Raw genomic sequence first — 19441 nt, 5'->3', positions numbered from 1 at the left:
TTACGAAAATTGCTACACACAAACATATTCCGACATTCGTATGCGCACATTCTTCGCCGTCCGACGGAGTTCACAACGGTCTGTTGAAATTTGTTTCACCCCAGAGTGATTGATCGATCAACTGACAGGTGACCAGGGCAGTAAACCGGATGTCCAGTATTCGAATTGTCCGAAATAACGAGCAGAATGTTCCTCGTCACATCCCGGACCGAAGCAGTTGCGCGGAGCCTCAGGTCGCGTTCTACTTGCCTTGACTAATCATCTGTCACTCTCGGTTACAAACATCCGCCCCGTTCACGATCCCCACCTTTCGCCATCTCGAGAGATCAGGTTTCCCAATGGAATTCACGGAACTTGCCGACTATCCCCTACCTCCTGGGACCGTCACCGAGTGGACTCCTGCCGCAGTGAATCCGCCCGAACTGTGGCCTGTCGACCAGCGTCCCGCCAGCTACATACACGAGGCACACTTGAAACATGCCGAGCAGGCGAAACGGCAGGCGCACCATCACCACGACGGATGCACTCCGTCGTGGCTGGGTACCTCGTTTCGCATCCACGACCGACTCGACCGAAGGATCTGGGCGGCCACTCTCGATCACTGGATCGATCGCCACGAAGTGCTCCGAACACGAGTCGCCATGGAGGGCGAAGCGATAGTCCGACGCACCGCGGGTCCTGGAGACGTCCGAGTTCTGGGTAACGAAGTCGGACATCTTGCGTCCTCGATGTCCGTCTTCACGCATCTGCAGCAACTGCTCGACCGGTCGACCGATCCACTTGTCTGGCCTGCATACCAGTTCGCGACAATTGAAGGTCCCAACCATTTCACCGTGGTCTTTGCCGCTGATCATGCTCTGCTGGACGGATATTCGGTGGCGTTGACCGCGCACGAACTGCAGACGATCTACCGTTCGGCGAGCGAGGGAAGCCCTTCCTCGCCGCCGGAGACCGGAAGCTACATCGACTTCGGCACCAGGGAACGAGATCTCGTGGGACACGCGGACTGCTCTCACCCTGCGGTGCAGACGTGGCGCGAGTTCTACGCGCAGGGCGAGGCTCCGCTCTTTCCAGCGCTGCCCGAACCGGTCGCCGGACGCCGAGTCCCTCAGCAGAGCCTGTCCGCCTGGCTTCTGAGCGCCCGGGGAGCCGAACGCCTGGCAGAAGCGAGCAAGCGCAGCAACCAAGGATTCCTGGCCGCGATACTCGCGTGCGCGGCCAAGGTGACCGGCGATCTCACCGGTGCAGACGAATTCCGCGTCGTGGTGCCGCAACACACCCGTTCGGAGCTTCGATGGGCCGCGTCGCTGGGATGGTTCATCGGTGTTGTGCCGGTGAGGATTCCGATTACCCCCGCAGCAACCGTGAGCGATCTGGCCAAGGTTGCCGGCACGGAGATGCGACGCGTCCGTCCCGCAGCGGCCCTGCCGTATTCGAAAGTGTGCGAGCTGATCGACTCCCCGCAGCACCTGCCGTTCGTGCTCTCGTACATGGACGTTCGTCACGTTCCTGGTGCCGAGCAATGGACGAGCTGGCAGACCAGAGGCCTTCGTAGTCGCGATCATTCGGGAACCGACGTCTACATCTGGCTCACACGGACTCCCGAAGGGCTCAATCTGGCCATACGCCACCCAGGCAACGCGCGCACAAGCCGCCACATCCATCAGTTCGCGGGACTCCTACGCCGCGAAATGGAGGACTTTGCCTTCTCGACCGACACATGCTCACCTCCGACCAACACCGCTGTACCGATCAATACCGCCGTACCGATCAATACCGCTGCACCGATCGAGGAGAACTCTCATGGAAATGACACCCATCGATCTCTGGGCACCGAAAGCCGGGACGCTCACCGAGTTCAGGCCTACTGAGCAGTCCCTGACGGCAGCATCTCGAGCACCACTGAGCGACCAACCTCTCTCGTTCCTCCAAGAGGGACACATTCGTACCGCCGATCACAAGCGCGCACAAGGCGTCGACTGGTCACCGTGGATCGGATTCACGTTCACTCTGCCCGGTGATCTCGATCGGGAGGCACTGCGTCGGGCTGTCCAGGCATTTGTCTTGCGGCACAACACACTTCACAGTTGGTTCGAGGTGAGACCATCCGAAGATCCTGGCGGCAGCGGGGTCATCGACCGTCACGTGGTGGATGAATCGACGATCGAACTCGCGCCGCACAGCGTCGGTTCCCTGAACACGAGCGATGCGGTTCGCGAGCATGTCAGCCGAAGTTTCGCAGGCGATACCAGCCCACTGCAATGGCCTTCGTTCACCAGTGGCGCCGTCGAGCACGGCACCGGCGCCGGTTTCACCATCTACTACGGCGTCGATCACTCGCACACCGACGGCCTGTCGCTGATGCTGGGCGTCGAAGAACTTCGTGCGCTGTACATCGCCGAAAGCGCCGGCATCGACGCTCAACTTCCCGCTCCCGGCAGCTACGTCGAGTACAGCGGCGAAGAACGGGCAGCGGCGAAGAACCTCGACCTATCCGCAGAACCTGTGCAGCAATGGATTTCGATTCTCGCCGCCAACGCCGGACAACTCCCGACGTTCCCCCTCGACCTCGGCGTCGCGCAGGGCGAACAGACCCGGTCGACCCGCACACATATCGACGTTCTCGACAGCGACGAGTCAGCCGCGTTCGCAGCGCTGTGCAAGTCCAATGGCGTCGGATTCTCCACGGGGATCTTCGCAGCCCTCGCCCTCACCGAGATCGAAGTTTCTGACAGAGCGAACTACTTCGCGCTCAACGCAGTCGGTACTCGTTCCGATCCGAGATACCTGTTTTCTCAAGGCTGGTTCATCAATCTCGTCCCGGTCTCGTTCACGCTGAGTGGTGTCACCACCTTCACCGATGCACTCCCCCTTGCTCACGCTGCTCGCGCAGCCGTGAAGGGACTCGCGGACGTGTCCATTCACTCGGTGATCGCCCAGGTGTCGAAGTTGACCGGATCCGACATCGGCGGAACCTCGGTCCCGCCGATGGTGTCGTACATCGACATGCGCCTGATTCCAGGTGCCGAGCACCACGACGAACTCGAAGCGCGCGCACTCGGTGGGCCAGGAACGACGGGTGATCTGTCGATGTGGATCAACCGGAAGGAAGACCGTACGTACGTGATGGTCAGTTTTCCCGATACCGAGCAAGCGCACACATCGGTGGATCGGTACCTTCGACACCTCCGCAACGTCCTGAGAACGGTCGCCGATACCGGCGACTACCGTGTCGTTCGTCAGGCGGATGCACGTCAGGAAGTGGAGACCGCCTGATGCACATCACCTTTCTCGACAGGTTCGAGGCACGGCCGGGCCGCATCCTGCAGTGGACGCCGAGCGAAATCTCCACCGGATCGACATATCCGGTTCCACCGACCTCGAATCAGCAGCTGCATCTTGCCGGGAGCCGCGGCGATACGACTTGGCTCGCTGCCACTTTCGACGTTCCCGGCCCGATCGACACGGACGCACTCCGGGCCAGCTTCGAGGAATGGACGTCCCGTCACGACGCCCTGTCGTGCTCGTTCTCCCAGGCCGAAGAAGCGGATGAATCCTCGGCGCTGTTCGTCGACGTCGCCGATGTCGTCGATCTGCGCCTCCGTGAGGAAACAGTGGCGGACGCGCGAACGCCGGAACAGGTGCGAGAACTCTTGGGCGAGCGCTTGGATCGATGGTGCAATCCTTTTGCGTTTCCCGCCTACTTTCTCGGGGCCATCACCCGCGAGGACCAGTCGACAGTGATCTGCGGATTCGACCATGCCATCTGCGACGGCTGGTCCATGAGCATCGCAATTACCGAGATCAGCACTCTGTATCGTGAATACACGCGGGCGGACCGTAATCCGATCGCGTCAGATCTCTTGCCCGAGCCCGGGAGTTTCCTCAACTACTGCTTCCGTGAATCGGCAACCGCGGATCCAGAGCCCGGCGACCACCGCATTTCGGGGTGGCGGTCTTTCCTTCGATCTTGCGGGGGTGACACTCCCCATTTTCCCGTAGATCTGGGGCTGCCCGCCGGGACCATGTCGCCCCAGGGCACAGACACCCGAATGCTCCTCGACGCCGACGAAGCAGAGCTGTTCGACCAGAACTGCGCCGATCATCGACACTCGTCGTTCGGTGCGATTCTTGCGTCGATCGGTTTGGCCACAACACAATTGACCGACAAGAGAGACACACGCCTTCTGTTCCCTGTTCACACGCGTCGGGAACCGCGGCACAACCACACCTTCGGCTGGCTGGTGGCCAATGCACCCATCACCGTGACGAGCATGGATGATCTTCACAGCACGGCTCGGGCAGTCAATCTCGCTTTCCACGAGTCACTTTCACTGTCGTCCGTGTCGTCGAGACAAGTGTTGAGGAGCTTGGGACCCGAGGTTTCGCCCACTCGCCGAGACATCTTCTCGGTGTCCTACGCCGACTACCGGACCATGCCCGGTGGATCTCGCCCCCGCGAATCACGGCCCGGCGACTCACAACCTGCGCCGATCAATCCGCAGCAACTCAGTCGCGTGTCGAGCGCCGACGACGTTCAGTTCTGGTTCTCACGCACCCACGACGGGCTGGCAGTGCGCACCCGATTTCCAGCACCCGCGGCCCAGGCAGTGTTCACCTTCCTCGGGTGCGTATCCGAGATTCTGTCGACGTCGTAGCCAGACGGCTGCGCATCCACGGATCTATTTGACACTTCTTTGTTGTGCACAACTTAACTGTGCGCTACAGTTGTTCTCGTGACCAACCCACTCGCTCTCGAACGCCAGGTCTGCTTCGCCCTCTATTCGGCGTCGCGGGCCACTACGGCCGCGTACCGGGCAATGCTCGACGACCTGGGAATCACGTACCCCCAGTACCTCGTCCTGTTGACACTCTGGGAACGAGACGGCCGGGGCGTGCGTGAGATCTGTGAGGCACTCGATCTCGATACCGGAACTCTGTCGCCGCTGCTCAAGAGGCTGGAGGGTCTGGGATTCATCGAGCGCCGACGCCTCACCACGGACGAGCGTCGCGTCGAGATTCACCTGACCGAGGCGGGTTCCACCTTGCGTAGCAAGGCCGAGGACATCCCGGCCAAGCTCGCAGGCGCCACTGGTCTGAGTAACGACGAACTCACCGAACTCCGAGACGTTCTCACTCGTCTCGGTGAGTCACTTCAAGCATCCAACGCCCACTCCGACGGAAAGAAGAAGTCATGAACATCGTCTACACCGCAGAAGCACTTGCCACCGGCGAAGGCCGCAACGGTCACGCTCGCACCTCGGACGGACGCCTCGATCTCGGCCTCGCCATTCCCAAGGAAATGGGTGGCAGTGGCGAAGGCACCAACCCCGAGCAGCTCTTTGCCGCCGGATACGCAGCATGCTTCCACTCCGCTCTGCAGATGGTCGCCCGCGCCGAGAAGGCCAACGTGGCTGATTCCGCAGTCGGTGCGCGGGTCGGCATCGGCCCCAACGGCGCAGGAGGCTTCGGACTCGCTGTGACGCTGGAGGTTTCACTCCCCCATCTGCCCCATGATCAGGCCGTCGAGCTGACGGAGAAGGCGCACCAGGTGTGCCCGTACTCCAATGCAACTCGCGGCAACATCGAGGTCACCCTCGAAGTAAGTAAGGACGACGAATGAGCACCACCACTGTCAGCCGGGAAATCCGTCTCGCTTCACGCCCGAACGGTTGGCCCACCTCGGAGAACTTCGCCACCGCCGAAGTAGAACTCCCCGAACTCGAAGACGGCCAGATCCTGGTCCGCAACATCGCCATCTCCGTCGACCCGTATATGCGCGGCCGAATGAACGACGTGAAGTCCTACCTTCCGCCGTTCCAGGTCGGTGCGCCGCTCGACGGTGGTGCTGTCGGCGAGGTCGTCGAATCCAAGTCGGCTGATCGCGCTGTGGGCGACGTTGTCGTCCACGGCCTCGGATGGCGTGAATACGCCATCCTCGACGGATCCGCAGTGACTCCGGCCGACACGTCCATCGCGCCGGCGACGGCCTACCTGGGTGTCCTCGGCATGACTGGCCTCACCGCGTATGCCGGCCTCACCGCGGTTGCGGAGTTCAAGGAAGGCGATACCGTATTCGTCTCCGGCGCAGCCGGTGCCGTCGGATCGCTCGTCGGTCAGATCGCCAAGTTGCTTGGAGCGAAGCGAGTAATCGGCAGCGCCGGTTCACCGGCGAAGGTTGCCCGACTTCTCGAACTCGGATTCGATGCGGCATTCGACTACCACGACGGCCCGATCACCGAACTGCTCGCCGCTGCCGCCCCTGAGGGCATCGACGTGTACTTCGACAACGTCGGTGGCGAGCATCTCGAAGCCGCCATCGATGCCATGAACCAGGGTGGCCGGATTGCCTTGTGCGGAGCCATCGCTCAGTACAACACCACCGAGAAGCCCACCGCTCCCCACAACCTGGCACTGGTGATCGGCAAGCAGCTCACACTGCGCGGATTCCTCGTGGGCGGCTACCGTCACCTCGGTGGCGAGTTCCGCACCCACATGGCAGGGTGGCTCGCCGACAACAAGATTCAGTGGGACGAGACCATCGTCGAAGGCCTGGAGAATGCACCGCAGGCTTTCATCGACCTGATGCGCGGCGCGAACACCGGCAAGATGGTTGTCACGCTGTAACCCGAACAACATCTGGCTCGAACGAATATGAAGGTGGCCGCGAACTTCTCGAAGTTCGCGGCCACCTTCATATCTGAATCAGATCCCGAACGAGACTCCGGTCAACTTCTCCGACAGTGTCCATAAACCCGAGGCTGTCTTCGAATCGTGTGACTTCTTGTTCGACCCCACGACCTTCGGATAACCTCGCTGCTCGAACGGACCGTCCGGTCCGATGTAACTGCCGCCGAAGGCATCCGGCGCGGTTGCCGCCCACAGTTCGGGAAGGGCACCCATCTCCGCAGACTGCGCGAAGATCGAATTGCCGATTCCCATCAGCTTGTCCTGGATCGACTCGGTGTGCCCCTGCAGGTTCGTCGACGCGTATCCCGGATGCGAAGCAAGCGCTTTGAGCGAAGATCCCGAGGCCGCAAGCCTGCGTTGAAGTTCGTACGTGAACAACAAATTGGCAAGCTTGGACTGCCCGTAGGCCAACCAGCGGTTGTACTTCCGACGCTCGAAATTGAGATCGTCCAGATCGACAGTTCCGAGCTGATGCAGGGCACTGGACATCGTCACGACACGGTCGGTGAGCTTGTCCTTCAGCAATCCGGTCAACGCGAAGTGCCCGAGATGGTTTGTGCCGATCTGCATTTCGAATCCGTCGACAGTCCGGCGAAACGGAACCGCCATCACGCCGGCGTTGTTCACCAGGACGTCAACCTTCTCCGTTGCGTCGGCAAAGGCTCGTACCGACGACAGATCCGAGAGGTCCAATTTACGGACAACCGCGTTGGGTCCGATCTCGGCGGCTACGGCGTCGGCCTTCGTGGTGTCACGACAGGCGAGGACGACGTCGGCCCCGGCTTTGCCAAGCGCCCGTGCGACTACCTCACCCAGTCCGCTGTTCGCCCCCGTGACGACAAATGTGCGGCCGGTCTGATCGACTACGTCTTCTGCGGTCCATTTGGTCATGTATTCCAGCGTACGTGCCTTACCCGCCGGTAGGGAGGGGTCGATTTTCTGTCATCGCTTGCGTTTGGCGCGGATCGGCTTTGCACCCGGCAGCGGCGGTGCTGCAGCCACCCTGGGCGACGGGGGCGCAGTCACTCCGGGTGTCGGCGACGATTCAGCTTCCTTCTGCTCCGCCGCGATCCGGCCGTAGACCAAATGCTGTTGTCCCAGCGTCCAGCAGTTGTTACTCACGAAATACAGCAGGATCGCCACGGGCGCGAAAGCACCGAAAGCGATCACACCCACCGGAAACACCCACAATGCGAGCTTGTTCATGATCGCTGTTTGAGGGTTGACGGTTCCGGTGTCCACTTGGCGCGCGATGGACGCCCGCGACGTGAAATGTGTAGCGACGGCGGCGAAGATCATCAGCGGTACGGCAACCAGAATGATGGAGATACGGCTGACGTCGCCGAACGCCTCCAGTTGCGCCGCCGGACTCGAAATCATGGCGGACAACGGCGCGCCGAACAGTTTGGCGTCGAGAAACGACTGCACGTCCGAGGCACTGAAGAAGTAGTTGGCCGTATTCGCGTTGTCCGCCACCGACATCGGTTCGGTCGGGCTCAGAAACGGGACGTGCGATGCCGCTCCAGTCCGATTGAACGATCGCAGGACGTGATAAAGGCCGATGAACACCGGTGCCTGAACGAGCATCGGCAGACAGCCGAGCAACGGACTGTAGTTGTGTTCCTTCTGCAGCTTGGCCATCTCGACAGTGAGTTTCTGCCGGTCACCCGAATACTTCTTCTGCAACGCCTTGATCTGAGGTTGCAGCTTCTGCATCACCAGTTGGGTGCGGACCTGCTTGACGAAGGGTTTGAACAGCAAAGCCTTGAGCGTGAAGACCAGAAATACGACCGACAACGCCCATACGACGCCGTTGTCGGGTGATCCGGAGATCAGTGAAAAGACCTTGTGCCAGAACCAGAGGATTCCGGACACGGGGTAGTAGACAAAATCGAGCATGACGAATGAACCTCACCGAGAGGCACGCTCAGAGAGATGAGAGCGCGGGAATGGTCGTGGACGCAAGACGTCTGACCGACCTACGACGAGTTCACACCCGCCGACGGCCGATCTACAGACCGATTCCCGGAGCTCGAGGCTGTGGACGGCCGGGCGCGTCCGGGCTGCTCTGCCTGCGGAAAGCGCCACGCAGGCAGCGTTCGTCATCAGAGGGGCCAGTGGCCGAAACCGCGCACAGCTGCAGAAGTTCGTACTTCGACGACGTTGCGAGGGCTGCGACCACGAAGACGGCAATCGCAGTTCCCAGCACCGCGGCGCTACCCGACGATCCAAGCGGAGGCACGGCGAGAAGAGCGATGAACGGCAGCAGAAGCAGCAACAGTGACCGTGTCACCGTTCCCGTGCTCCGCTGTTGCATGACTGCGAGAGTACAGAACATCTGCCGAATCCAGCTAGACGCTTGCCTCACGTACTTGTTCGCGCAGCCATTTGTGTGCTGGATCGTGGTCCAGCCGACCGTGCCACTGTTGGTGGATGGTGACGGCCGGTAGTTCGGTCGGCACCGCAAACCAGGCGACATCGAGGCGAGCGGCAAAGTATCGGGCAAGCCTTTCCGGCACCAGTGCAACGAGATCGCTGTCGGCCGCCATCAGCGCCGCCGCAACGGGCGAGGCAACCACCGCGATCACCCGCCGGCGCATTCCGACTGCGGACAACGCGTCGTCGATCGGTCCGTGTGTCCGGCCACGTCTGGATGTCGAGACATGTGGATGCTCACACAACTGCGCGAGTGTCGGCTGAGCCGTGCGGGCCAACGGCGACGACTTCGATACCAAGCCCACATGACCCTCTCGGTAGAGAATCTCACTGCACACATCAGAGGACGGCAACGGATCAGCGCCGATATCGAGATCGACCGAACCGTTCCGCAGCGAGTCGACGTCCTCGTTTCCCTCTCCGACACAACGGATTACAGCGTTCGGCGCTTCCGCCGCGAAACGCCTGACCAGAGCCGGGGTGAGGCTGGCCGCCGTGCCCTCGTTGATTCGGATCACGAAAGTCCGCTCGAGCTCTGCTGGTTCGAAGTTCTTGCGGTCGATCAACAGGCCTTGCGCCCCTTCCAGGAGCGATCGGACCTGAGGTGCTGCACGCAACGCAAAGGGCGTCGGTACCAACCCACGCCCGGCACGAACAAAGATCGGGTCATCCATCGCACGCCGGAGACGCTCCAAAGCCCTACTGGTTGCCGGTATCGACAAGTTCAATCGCTCGGCCGCGCCGGTGACACTGCCCTCCGCCACCAGAGCGTCGAACACTCTCAAAAGATTGAGGTCCATATCCATCGCCATAGTTGCACCATACGCAACTATCTACTGCAATCTTTGCAGTAGACGCACGTTACCGAGATCCCTACTGTCGTTTCAGTAGCCGAATTGGCTGTCGATCAACAACTCCCGCAATAGAACAAATTTCCGCAAAGAGGTGCGTCTTGTCCACAAATACTTCGATACCGACGGAGAGTCGGGCGAACTCGGACGCGCGACAAGGATTGGTGCTCGCAACGTTGTGCGCGGTCACCGTCCTCGTTATTGCGTTCGTCGCTGCCATCAACCTGGCAGTTCCGCTCCTGACGTCCGGGTCTCTGCATCCTTCCTCGACGCAGCTTCTATGGATCGTCGATTCCTACGTCACGGTCTTCGCCTGTCTGGTGATCCCCTGCGGGGCACTCGGTGATCGCTTCGGACGCAAAGGGGTGCTGACCATCGGGTTGATCCTCTTCGCAGCAGGCGCCGCCGTGTCCGCGAGTTCCCCCACAGTGGCGGTGATGCTGATCGGCCGCTGCGTCACCGGAGTCGGAGCCGCCTGTGTTCTGTCGAACAGCCTCGCAATCCTCATGCACGCGACTCCCCCACAGAAGCGTCCTCGCGCAATTGCCATTTGGGCATCGTCGACCGGATTCGGCGGCGTGGCAGGGAATGTCGGTGGTGGCGCGCTTCTGCAGACCGGGTCCTGGCGCTGGTTGTTCGTCGCCGTCGTACCCATCGCGTTGGCAGGTGCTGCCGCAGTCGCCTATCTCGCTCCTCGCACCCCTCGAAATCACCGCGGTCTCGACCCTGTCGGAACCGTCTTGCTGACGGCGGCGACGTTCGGGTTGCTGGTCGGTGTCATCGAAGGACCCGAAAGTGGTTGGGGCAGTATCACGGTGATCTCAGCATTCGTCGCGTCGGCGGCGCTTTATGCGGCATGGATCATCGTCGAGCTCCGCGTCGAGCAACCCTTGCTGGATCCGCGGTTGTTCCGCCTTCCTCTGCTGCGCGCGGGATGCCTGGGAATGACCGTCGCGTTCTTCGGTCTGTTCGCACTGTTCTACGTCAACGCATCATTTCTGCAGTACGCCAAGGGATTCAGCGTTCTCACCACCGGCCTAGCGGTGATACCGCTGACCATTCCACTGCTGTTCGGTGCTCGCTTCGTGCCGCTGATCTCGGCTCGTCTGGGTTCCACCATCACCGTGGCGGCAGCGTTCGCGTTCATCGGGGTCGGCATGTTCGGGCTGTCGACCAGCACAGCCCACACTCCCTATTTCGCCTACGCGTTGTGGCTCGTCGTCATCGGCATCGGCGCGGCAGCCGCGCTCCCCGTATTGACTCACGACATCGCGGACTCGCTGCCCCTCGAACAGGCAGGCGTCGGTTCAGGACTGCAGGCGACGGCACGAGAATTCGGCAGCGCCTTGGGCGTCGCCGTCATCGGCACCATCTTGACCAGCCGTTTCATCAGCGCATTGCCCGAATCGATGCGCGACGGAGACGGCGCCGCGCCGCGCACGGTCTCAGACGGACTCGAGATGGCCGACACTCCCCTTGCTCACGACGCCGTCCTGAGTGCCTTCACCACCGGCGCGGACAGCGCCGTGCGCGTCATCGCGATCATCACCCTGATCGCCGGCTGCCTGGTCACTGCGCAATCCGCGTGGTCGAACAGAACACGAACGAAGGAGACAGAACAGGTGCACTGACAGCTCGTCCGGCCTGTGATTCCGTCAACACCTGGCCGAACAACTCCGCATCGTCGATAAGCCAATTGTGATTGCCAGGAACCTCGCGAACCTCGGGATCACCCAAGGCGGCGCAGACAGCATGAAAACTCGTTCGCGGAATCACATGATCATCAGCTCCCCACAACACGACAACAGGCATCGCGCGGACTGCGATCTCTTCGAGTGCATCGATGAGATCCGCAGTCCGCGCGAGGTTGCCCGTTTGCCACACTCCACGGGCGTTGCGAAGCGCGTTGAACGCGAACTCGTCGAGTCGAATCTGTGGGATTCTGCGAGCGTGTACCGACTCGACAGCCTCGACCATCGCCGACACACACCAGTTCCACCACGGACGTTCGCGAATCGGGCGCTTCTGACCACCAGCACTCGACCACACGCCACCACCAACCGAGTTCACCAGAACCAAGCGCGAGACTCGCGTGGGGAAGTCCCGCGCCACTGCTGTCGCTACACCGCCACCGAACGAATGCCCGACGACGGTCACCGGACCGGTAACTCCGGCCGCGTCCAGAAACCGCGTCACCCACGCCGCATAACCTTCGAAGTTGCGGTCGGCTCGGTCTAGTTCAGCCGTACCGCCAAGTCCCGGAAGCGCAGGCGCAATCACCCTGGATCCCCGGTGAACAACGGCAGCAAGCGCAGATCCATAGGCGCGAGGGGACAACCCCCAACCGTGCAGAAACAGCACTGTCTCGCCGTGCCCACCGACGCCGAAGTCGACAGGTCGAGAATCGACCACGGCGGTGCGCCACTCGATGAATGCATCGGTTCGACTTGCGGAGACAATCATGATCAAATCCCAGTTCAGGTGAGGTTTTTCTCCGGGTGAAGTATCGAACTCGATGTTGCCGCGCACGCACCGGCGCGGCGACGACCGTAGTACCTGCATCGGTACCTACTTCTTTCTTCTGCCACTTCGCGAGACGTCACGATTGCCGACACGCCACTCGAAAACAGGTATGCATCCCGTCCAACTGACCGGCGCGAACACGTCGAGGCGAAACCAGGCTGTGTGTCACAAGCCGAAGCCCGATCACGCCCAGCCGGATACCTGCTTCGGGACGCACCGACGCGAAGGCAACACGAGAAATGTCGCACCACCGATTCACCAGCCCCAGCACGACGAAGAACGCACTCGGAAGGGCGCTTGTCATCGGCGCTCTTTCACTGACAACCCTTGCCGTCAGTATCGACACCGCGAACGCTCAGACCCCCTTGCTTCCGGACTGGAACACCGCCGGAGTTTCCGTCGTCACGAATCCGGCGAAAGTGTCAGCTTTCGATTCCTCGGATGGAGGCCGCGCATTGGCAGCCGCAGAGTCCAAGATCGGCGCACCGTACGTCTGGGGCGCGACCGGACCGGACTCGTTCGACTGCTCCGGCCTCGTTCAATGGGCCTATGCACAAGCGGGCGTTTCAATTCCGCGAACTACCTACGACCAGGCGGTCGGCGGAGCTCCGATTTCCCGGGACGATCTCCAGCCAGGTGACGTAGTCCTGTACTACGGCGGGGAACATGTGGGGATCTATGCCGGAGGCGGTGAGGTCCTTCACGCCCCGACGTCCGGGGAGTCGGTCAAACGCGCACCCGTGGACTCGATGCCATACTATCTCGCCCGGCGCTACTGACATGTATCACGTCAGCTTGACAAAAAGTCTTGTATCGCAACGATATTCGGGCCGTTCATCACGATCCGAATGCTTGACACTCCCCCACTGCGCGGAATGTGATGCCATCCTCTCCCCCGCGAGCGCGGTCTGCACCAGGTGTCGCGGGGCGCGGTTGGACGTAACGCGGTGTTGCGGAGACGGCACTGTCGTGTCCTGGCGAACGGTTCACGGCGACCCCACGACCGTTCTCGCCATCGTCGAATTGGACGAGGGGCCGTGGCTGTACACGTTGCTCACGGAATCCCCGCGCGCGGATGCGTCCGGACCGCTGCGAGTATTGTTTCAACGGCGAGAACTAGGTAAGCGGTACCCGGTGTTCTGCCTGTGCGGCGACAATCGGGGAGAACTGCAATCGGACTTCAGTTCCGATCTGCTGAACCATTGACCTCGCGCGAGTCACGCTCCTGCGCAGTCGATACCACCCACGCCGCGATCTGCGCTCTGGAGGTGAAACCCAATTTCGTCAGCACGTGCTCCACGTGCCCCTGTGCTGTGCGTGGCGAAATGACGAGGTGCTCTGCGACAGCGCGGTTGGTGAGGCCCTGAGCAACCAGTTCCGCAACCTGCAGTTCACGACGGGTGAGTCGAATCGCCTCGGTCGACGATGTGTCCGGGACTCTGCGATGCTCGTCGAGCGCGTACGCGACAGCTTCACCCTCGGTCATCACAATTCCCCGGTGAAACTCCTTGTCGAAAGCACTCTTACCCAATGCCTTTTGAGCATCGTTTGCCGCCTTGTCATGGTGGGGTGACAAGATCGGAAGCCCCGCGAGCCGACTCCCGACCTTCTGCCAGTACATCGCCGCAGCGCCGAGCAGAACCGCCGATTGCTTCCAATCACGTTGCGCTGCAGCAATCCACGCCAACTGTTCGATACACCACGCCGAGTTCATTGAAGCGGCCGTGGCCCGCAGACTTCGCGCCAAATGGTCACGTGCGCGCTCGAGGTCACCTCGAAACCAGTCCACAAGCCCTAGATTGCTAAGCGCCGACGCCTGATACATCACTTCGTGCGGCGGTCCGGTGATGGCAAGGGACTCGTCGAAACACTCCACCGACCGCTCCAGCGCGCCGGTAAAGATGCAAGCGAGCCCGAGGGTAATCAAGCCGGCCACTTTGTGCTCCAGATTCTCAGCTGATTGGAAAAGCGATACGGCAGCCTCCAACTTCCTGGCGGCAGTGTCGAATTCGCCGTTGAACGTGTCGACATATCCGTCCGCCCATCCAGCCAGGCCTCGAGAGCGTACATCTCCCACGACCTCGGCAAGGCGCCAACTCTCCGCTACCTGTCCGCGCGCCCGGACGAGGTCACCCTGCATCCCATGCGCTACGGCGTCGATACACAGAATTTCCACGCGATAAGTGTCCGGCTCCCCATCGGAAGCTCTCAGGGTTCGATCCGCCCAGTGCCGCGCCGAAGCGATCCGACCGCCGAGAACCCAGAATCGGTACAGCGCCGCGACCATTCGCGTCGCTGATCGCGTCTGACCCGGCGTCGAGATCGAAAACTCCAGCGCGTCGTAGACGTTGTGCAGTTCACGACCCAGCCGTGCGATCCACGCAGCTTGCTGGTCGCTGATCCACTCGGCTTCCGCACGAACGACCAGCGCTTCGAACCAATCACGGTGGCGCCGTCGAAGTTCCACGTAGTCGTTCGAGATCTCGGCCTTCTCACGTCCGTACTCCCGCAGGAGGTCGAGCAGGTGATAGCGAACAGTGCCGTCGATCTCCTCACGAATGAGGATGGACTTCTCGACCAGCGCAGTGACGAGATCGAGCACTTCCGTCGAACTCGAATCCTGCCCGCACACTCCCTCTGCGGCGTCAAGCTCGAACCCACCCGAGAACACCGACAGCCTCGCCCACAACCGTTGTTCACGCGGTGAGCACAAGTCGTAACTCCAATCGATCGACAACCGCAGGGTCTGCTGACGACTGGGAACATCACGCCCACCGGAAGTCAAAAGGCTGTAACGATCAGAAAGCCGATCCATGATCTGCTCCGCCGACATAGATCGCAGCCGAGCAGCAGCCAACTCGATCGGCAACGGCAATCCGTCCAGATCGTGGCAGATACGAGCAACGGCATTCCGGTTCCCTTCGGTCAACACGAAACCCGGCACCACAGTCGCAGCTCTTTCTGCGAACAACAAAACAGACTCGTACCGAGCCAGCCCGTCGAAAGCGCGCGGCCCCCGCAGTTCCGGCGTAGTGAGAGAAGGAACCCGCATCACCACCTCACCGCCCACACCCAGAGACTCTCGCGACGTCGCCAGAATCTTCACACCGGCACACCGACGCAAGATCGCCCCGGCAAGCCGGGCAACCGAATCCACCAGGTGTTCACAGTTGTCGAACACCAACAGCAGACTCCGATCGGCACAAAAGTCGATCAAAGCGCGCAGCGGATCAGACGACGAAACCGGCCGCACCCCCAAAGTCACGGCGACATAATCCGCGAGCAGATCCGGATCCGACAACTCCCCCAACTCCACCAACCAGGTACCGTCGCTGAACACCCGCTGCAGCGCACCCGCAAGCCGGATCGCCAGACGCGTCTTGCCCACGCCCCCAACGCCGGTCAGCGTCAACAAACGGGACGACTCGAACAATCTTCTGGCATCGGCCAACTCACGCCGCCGACCGACAAAACTCGTCAACTCCAACGGCAAGTTGCCGACAACCCGATGATCGGCTTCTGCACGCACAGCGGATGCCATCGACCGACTCGCTTTCTGCGATTCCACTCCAAAAGCAACGCTACCCCCGCGAACTGCACCCGAGAAGCGCTCACCACTGCCCGCGATCTCAGCCTCGGGAGTCGGTCTCCTGCTCGGTCGACACGAACCACGCCGCGATCTGCGCTCTGGAGGTGAAACCCAATTTGGTCAGCACATGCTCCACATGCCCCTGAGCCGTGCGAAGCGAGATCACGAGATGTTCCGCGATAGCGCGATTGGTCAGGCCCCGCGCAACGAGTTCCGCAACTTGCTGCTCACGACGGGTGAGGTGAGGTGCCTCAGTTGACGATGAACCCGGAACACTGCGGCGCTCGTCGAGCGCATACGCGACAGCTTCACCCTCGGACATCACAAATCCGTTGCGAAACGACTTGTCGAAAGCACTCTTACCCATAGCCCTACGAGCAGTCTCTGCCGCAGTGTCGTGATGAGGCGACAAACCCGGCAGGCCCGCCAGCCGACCCCCGACCTTCTGCCAATACATGGCTGCCGCGCCGAGCAGAACCGCGGAATTCTTCCAATCACGTTGCGCTGCAGCAATCCACGCCAGTGGTTCGATACACCACGCCGAGTTCATCGGGGCATCGAGAATTCTCAGACTCCGCGTCAAATAATCACGTGCGTCATCTAGTTCACCTCGGAGCCAGCCCACCAGCCCGAGGGTTCCCAACGCAAAAGCCTGGAACATCACTTCGTTGGCGGGCACGGTGATAGCGAGAGTCTCTTCGTTGCACTCCACCGAGCGATCGAGGGCCCCGGAAAGAAAGTACGCAATCCCCAGGGTGTCCAGGCCGATCACCACATGCAGCAGATTTTCGTCCAATCGAAACAACGTCAACGCGGATTCCAACTTGGCCGTTGCGGTATCGAAGTTGCCTCTGAAGGTATCGACGTATCCGTCACCCCATGCCGCCAGACCGCGTGAGCGTACGTCCGCCAAGGCATTCGCCAGGAGCCAACTCTCGTCGACCAGCGCTTGTGCCCGTTCGAGTTCCCCCTGCATCGCGTGATTCACAGCGTCGATGGCCAAGACATCAACGCGGAACGGGTCGAGCTCCCGATCCTCTGTATTCAGAGCTCGATCCGTCCAATACCGTGCCTGCACAAGCAATCCACCAGAAAGCCAGAATCTGTACAACGCACCGACCATTCGCGTTGCAGATCGCGCCTCCCCGGCAGTGGAAATCGAAAACTCCAGCGCGTCGTAGACGTTGTGCTGTTCACGACCCAGCCGTGCGATCCACGCTGCTTGCCGGTCACTGATCCACTCGGCTTCCGCACGAGCAACCAGCGCTTCGAACCAATCACGTTGGCGCCGTCGAAGTTCCACGTAGTCGTTCGAGAACTCGGCCTTCTCTCGTCCGTACTCCCGCAGGAGGTCGAGCAGGTGATAGCGAACGGTGCCGTCGATCTCCTCACGAATGAGGATGGACTTCTCGACCAACGCAGTGACGAGATCGAGCACTTCCGTCGAACTCGAATCCTGCCCGCACACTCCCTCGGCTGCGTCAAGCTCGAACCCGCCGGAAAACACGGTCAGCCGACCCCACAGCTGCTGCTCCGGAGGCGAGCACAAGTCGTAACTCCAATCGATCGACAATCGGAGAGTCTGCTGACGACTCGGTACGTCGCGTCCACCAGAAGTCAAAAGGCGGTAACGATCCGAGAGCCGATCCATGATCTGCTCCGCCGACATACCGCGCAGGCGAGCGGCCGCCAACTCGATCGGAAGCGGGAGTCCATCCAGGTCGTGACAGATATGAGCAACGGCGCGCTTGTTCTCCTCAGTGAGGGTGAAACCGGGGACGACTAAAGCCGCACGCTCGGTGAACAACGACACGGATTCGTACTGGGCAAGTCCCTCGAATTCGCGCGGCTGTTGCTGCGGCGTGGTGAGCGAGGGAACGCGCATCGTCACCTCACCGCCCATTCCCAGCGATTCTCTGCTCGTCGCCAAGATCTTGACCCCGGCACATCGCCGTAGGATCGCACCGGCAAACAGAGCGACGGCATCGACCAGATGTTCGCAGTTGTCGAGTACCAACAGCAGACTGCGATCGGAGCAGTAGTCGATCACAGTGTGCAGCGGGTCCGACGAGGACACCGGCCGCACCCCCAAAATCACGGCGACGTAATCCTCGAGGAGTTCTGGATCCGTCTGCTCCCCCAACTCCACCAACCACGCGCCGTCTCGGAACACCCGCTGGAGCGCACTCGCAAGCCGGATCGCGAGCCGCGTCTTGCCGACACCTCCGATACCGGTGAGCGTCAATAAACGGGACGACTCGAACAATCTTCTGGCTTCGGCCAACTCACGCCGTCGGCCGACAAAACTCGTCAGCTCCAAGGGCAAGTTGCCGACAACTCGCTGGTCGGCTTCTGATCGCACAACGGATGCCATCGACCGACTCGCTTTCTGCCAACCACTACAAATCAACGCTACCCCCGTGTTCGTCGCCCTGAGCAGCGCTCACTTGTGCTTCGTCATCGCAGTCGAAATGACGGCCCCTCACAGATGCGATTCACGACGGCCATGCCGGTGTCACGCGCCCGAAACAACGGATTTCTACCCTGGCAGCGACGAGAAGGGAGACCGACATGCCACCGCGCCGTAGATCGGTACTACTGACGCAACTGGTAATCGATGCTCCCGGCAGTCCACAACAAACGATCCTCGACGAACTGCGCCGAGTGATTCTGTCGGGTTCGGCGCCTCCGGGTACCCCGATCCCTCTCGGCGACGTGGCTGATGTGTTCGGGGTCAGCCGAATACCAGTGCGGGAATCGCTGAAGACCCTGGTCGGAGAGTCGTTGGTCGACCACCGCCACCAATTCGGCTACACCGTTGCTCAGTTGACGCCGGCAGAACTGCGCGAGATGTACATCGTCCGCGAAACTCTCGAATCAGCTGCATTGGCCGTCGCCGTCGAGCAGGCCACCGAAGAGGATCACGAACACGCCGTCGAGGTGAATTCCCGTCTGGAGATCGCGTTGCGCTACGACGACTCTCAGTCCTATCACTGTGAGAGCCGAAACTTTCACCTCGCACTGACCCGACCGTCGCAAATGCTTCGACTTCTGCACATGTTCGAAGCTGCCTGGAACATCACCGAACCTGTACAGCCGATGGTCCATGTTGCCGGCGTCGATCGCCAGGTTCTGCACTCCGATCACACCGCGATGCTGGACGCATTCCTGCGTCGGGACGCAGCCGCTCTTCTGAGTGCTTCCGAAATCCATCATCGCCGACTCAACACCGTGATCGCGACTCTGCCGACAGACACCGGCCTACTGGCCGAGAAAGATATACCGATTGCGCAATAGCTGTGCAACACAGCGTCGATACCTTTCTCTCAACACAGTTTTCATCACTGACGCT

At 61.1% G+C, this 19441-nt stretch carries 17 protein-coding genes; 10 read left to right on the top strand and 7 right to left on the bottom strand.

Features of this window, described 5'->3' with window-relative positions:
* Nucleotides 1-338 precede the first annotated feature (338 nt).
* The 6 genes from QMA15_RS00710 to QMA15_RS00685 all read left to right on the top strand — a co-directional run bounded on the left by QMA15_RS00710 (nucleotide 339) and on the right by QMA15_RS00685 (nucleotide 6627).
* Complete coding sequence (locus QMA15_RS00710; protein WP_279163574.1) at nucleotides 339-1871, top strand: condensation domain-containing protein; 1533 nt, start codon at nucleotides 339-341, stop codon at nucleotides 1869-1871.
* Nucleotides 1804-3276, top strand: coding sequence for a condensation domain-containing protein (locus QMA15_RS00705; protein WP_279163573.1), 1473 nt, complete (start codon nucleotides 1804-1806; stop codon nucleotides 3274-3276). Before QMA15_RS00710 ends, QMA15_RS00705 begins: the two co-directional genes overlap by 68 nt.
* Complete coding sequence (locus QMA15_RS00700) at nucleotides 3276-4658, top strand: condensation domain-containing protein (protein ID WP_279163572.1); 1383 nt, start codon at nucleotides 3276-3278, stop codon at nucleotides 4656-4658. Before QMA15_RS00705 ends, QMA15_RS00700 begins: the two co-directional genes overlap by 1 nt.
* A gap of 78 nt (nucleotides 4659-4736) precedes the next feature.
* A complete protein-coding gene (locus QMA15_RS00695) occupies nucleotides 4737-5198 on the top strand; it encodes a MarR family transcriptional regulator (protein ID WP_003940568.1) in 462 nt (153 codons plus the stop codon).
* A complete protein-coding gene (locus QMA15_RS00690) occupies nucleotides 5195-5623 on the top strand; it encodes an organic hydroperoxide resistance protein (RefSeq protein WP_003939720.1) in 429 nt (142 codons plus the stop codon). The genes QMA15_RS00695 and QMA15_RS00690 overlap by 4 nt, the downstream gene beginning before the upstream one ends.
* On the top strand, nucleotides 5620-6627 hold the full coding sequence (locus QMA15_RS00685; RefSeq protein ID WP_279163571.1) for an NADP-dependent oxidoreductase: 1008 nt from the start codon (nucleotides 5620-5622) through the stop codon (nucleotides 6625-6627). Before QMA15_RS00690 ends, QMA15_RS00685 begins: the two co-directional genes overlap by 4 nt.
* Before the next feature lie 78 nt (nucleotides 6628-6705).
* On the opposite strand, the gene QMA15_RS00680 is transcribed toward QMA15_RS00685, so the two are convergent.
* From QMA15_RS00680 to QMA15_RS00665, 4 genes are all read right to left on the bottom strand, one after another.
* On the bottom strand, nucleotides 6706-7581 hold the full coding sequence (locus QMA15_RS00680; RefSeq protein ID WP_020970568.1) for an oxidoreductase: 876 nt from the start codon (nucleotides 7579-7581) through the stop codon (nucleotides 6706-6708).
* A 51-nt stretch (nucleotides 7582-7632) separates the two neighbouring features.
* A complete protein-coding gene (gene yidC, locus QMA15_RS00675; protein WP_020908879.1) occupies nucleotides 7633-8589 on the bottom strand; it encodes a membrane protein insertase YidC in 957 nt (318 codons plus the stop codon).
* Between the two features lie 112 nt (nucleotides 8590-8701).
* Nucleotides 8702-9007, bottom strand: coding sequence for a DUF6412 domain-containing protein (locus tag QMA15_RS00670; protein ID WP_029256089.1), 306 nt, complete (start codon nucleotides 9005-9007; stop codon nucleotides 8702-8704).
* Between the two features lie 34 nt (nucleotides 9008-9041).
* The gene (locus QMA15_RS00665; RefSeq protein WP_197941092.1) at nucleotides 9042-9938 is read right to left on the bottom strand and encodes a LysR family transcriptional regulator; all 897 of its coding nucleotides are present in this window, start codon (nucleotides 9936-9938) and stop codon (nucleotides 9042-9044) included.
* A 203-nt stretch (nucleotides 9939-10141) separates the two neighbouring features.
* Between QMA15_RS00665 and QMA15_RS00660 the strand changes: the two genes are divergently transcribed.
* Nucleotides 10142-11608, top strand: coding sequence for an MFS transporter (locus QMA15_RS00660; RefSeq protein WP_279163570.1), 1467 nt, complete (start codon nucleotides 10142-10144; stop codon nucleotides 11606-11608).
* Here the strand turns inward: QMA15_RS00660 and QMA15_RS00655 are convergent.
* A complete protein-coding gene (locus QMA15_RS00655; protein WP_279163569.1) occupies nucleotides 11547-12440 on the bottom strand; it encodes an alpha/beta fold hydrolase in 894 nt (297 codons plus the stop codon). The two genes, QMA15_RS00660 and QMA15_RS00655, sit on opposite strands and share 62 nt — an antisense overlap.
* Before the next feature lie 299 nt (nucleotides 12441-12739).
* On the opposite strand from QMA15_RS00655, the gene QMA15_RS00650 reads away from it, so the two are divergent.
* A complete protein-coding gene (locus tag QMA15_RS00650; protein WP_279163568.1) occupies nucleotides 12740-13279 on the top strand; it encodes a C40 family peptidase in 540 nt (179 codons plus the stop codon).
* A gap of 190 nt (nucleotides 13280-13469) precedes the next feature.
* Nucleotides 13470-13706, top strand: coding sequence for a hypothetical protein (locus tag QMA15_RS00645; protein ID WP_084324907.1), 237 nt, complete (start codon nucleotides 13470-13472; stop codon nucleotides 13704-13706).
* Here QMA15_RS00645 and QMA15_RS00640 read toward each other — a convergent pair.
* Together QMA15_RS00640 and QMA15_RS00635 are read right to left on the bottom strand one after the other, a co-directional pair.
* Nucleotides 13681-16041: a LuxR C-terminal-related transcriptional regulator gene (locus QMA15_RS00640; protein ID WP_279163567.1), complete on the bottom strand. Its 2361-nt coding sequence runs from the start codon at nucleotides 16039-16041 to the stop codon at nucleotides 13681-13683. The two genes, QMA15_RS00645 and QMA15_RS00640, sit on opposite strands and share 26 nt — an antisense overlap.
* Nucleotides 16042-16129: 88 nt before the next feature.
* On the bottom strand, nucleotides 16130-18463 hold the full coding sequence (locus QMA15_RS00635) for a LuxR C-terminal-related transcriptional regulator (protein WP_279163566.1): 2334 nt from the start codon (nucleotides 18461-18463) through the stop codon (nucleotides 16130-16132).
* A gap of 197 nt (nucleotides 18464-18660) precedes the next feature.
* Here QMA15_RS00635 and QMA15_RS00630 point away from each other — a divergent pair, with 197 nt between their 5' ends.
* A complete protein-coding gene (locus QMA15_RS00630; RefSeq protein ID WP_020908886.1) occupies nucleotides 18661-19386 on the top strand; it encodes a GntR family transcriptional regulator in 726 nt (241 codons plus the stop codon).
* Nucleotides 19387-19441: the final 55 nt, after the last annotated feature.

Source organism: Rhodococcus sp. APC 3903 (assembly GCF_030407755.1).
In the GTDB taxonomy this organism is placed as follows: domain Bacteria; phylum Actinomycetota; class Actinomycetes; order Mycobacteriales; family Mycobacteriaceae; genus Rhodococcus_F; species Rhodococcus_F erythropolis.
This window is presented reverse-complemented; position numbering and strand designations above follow the sequence as displayed.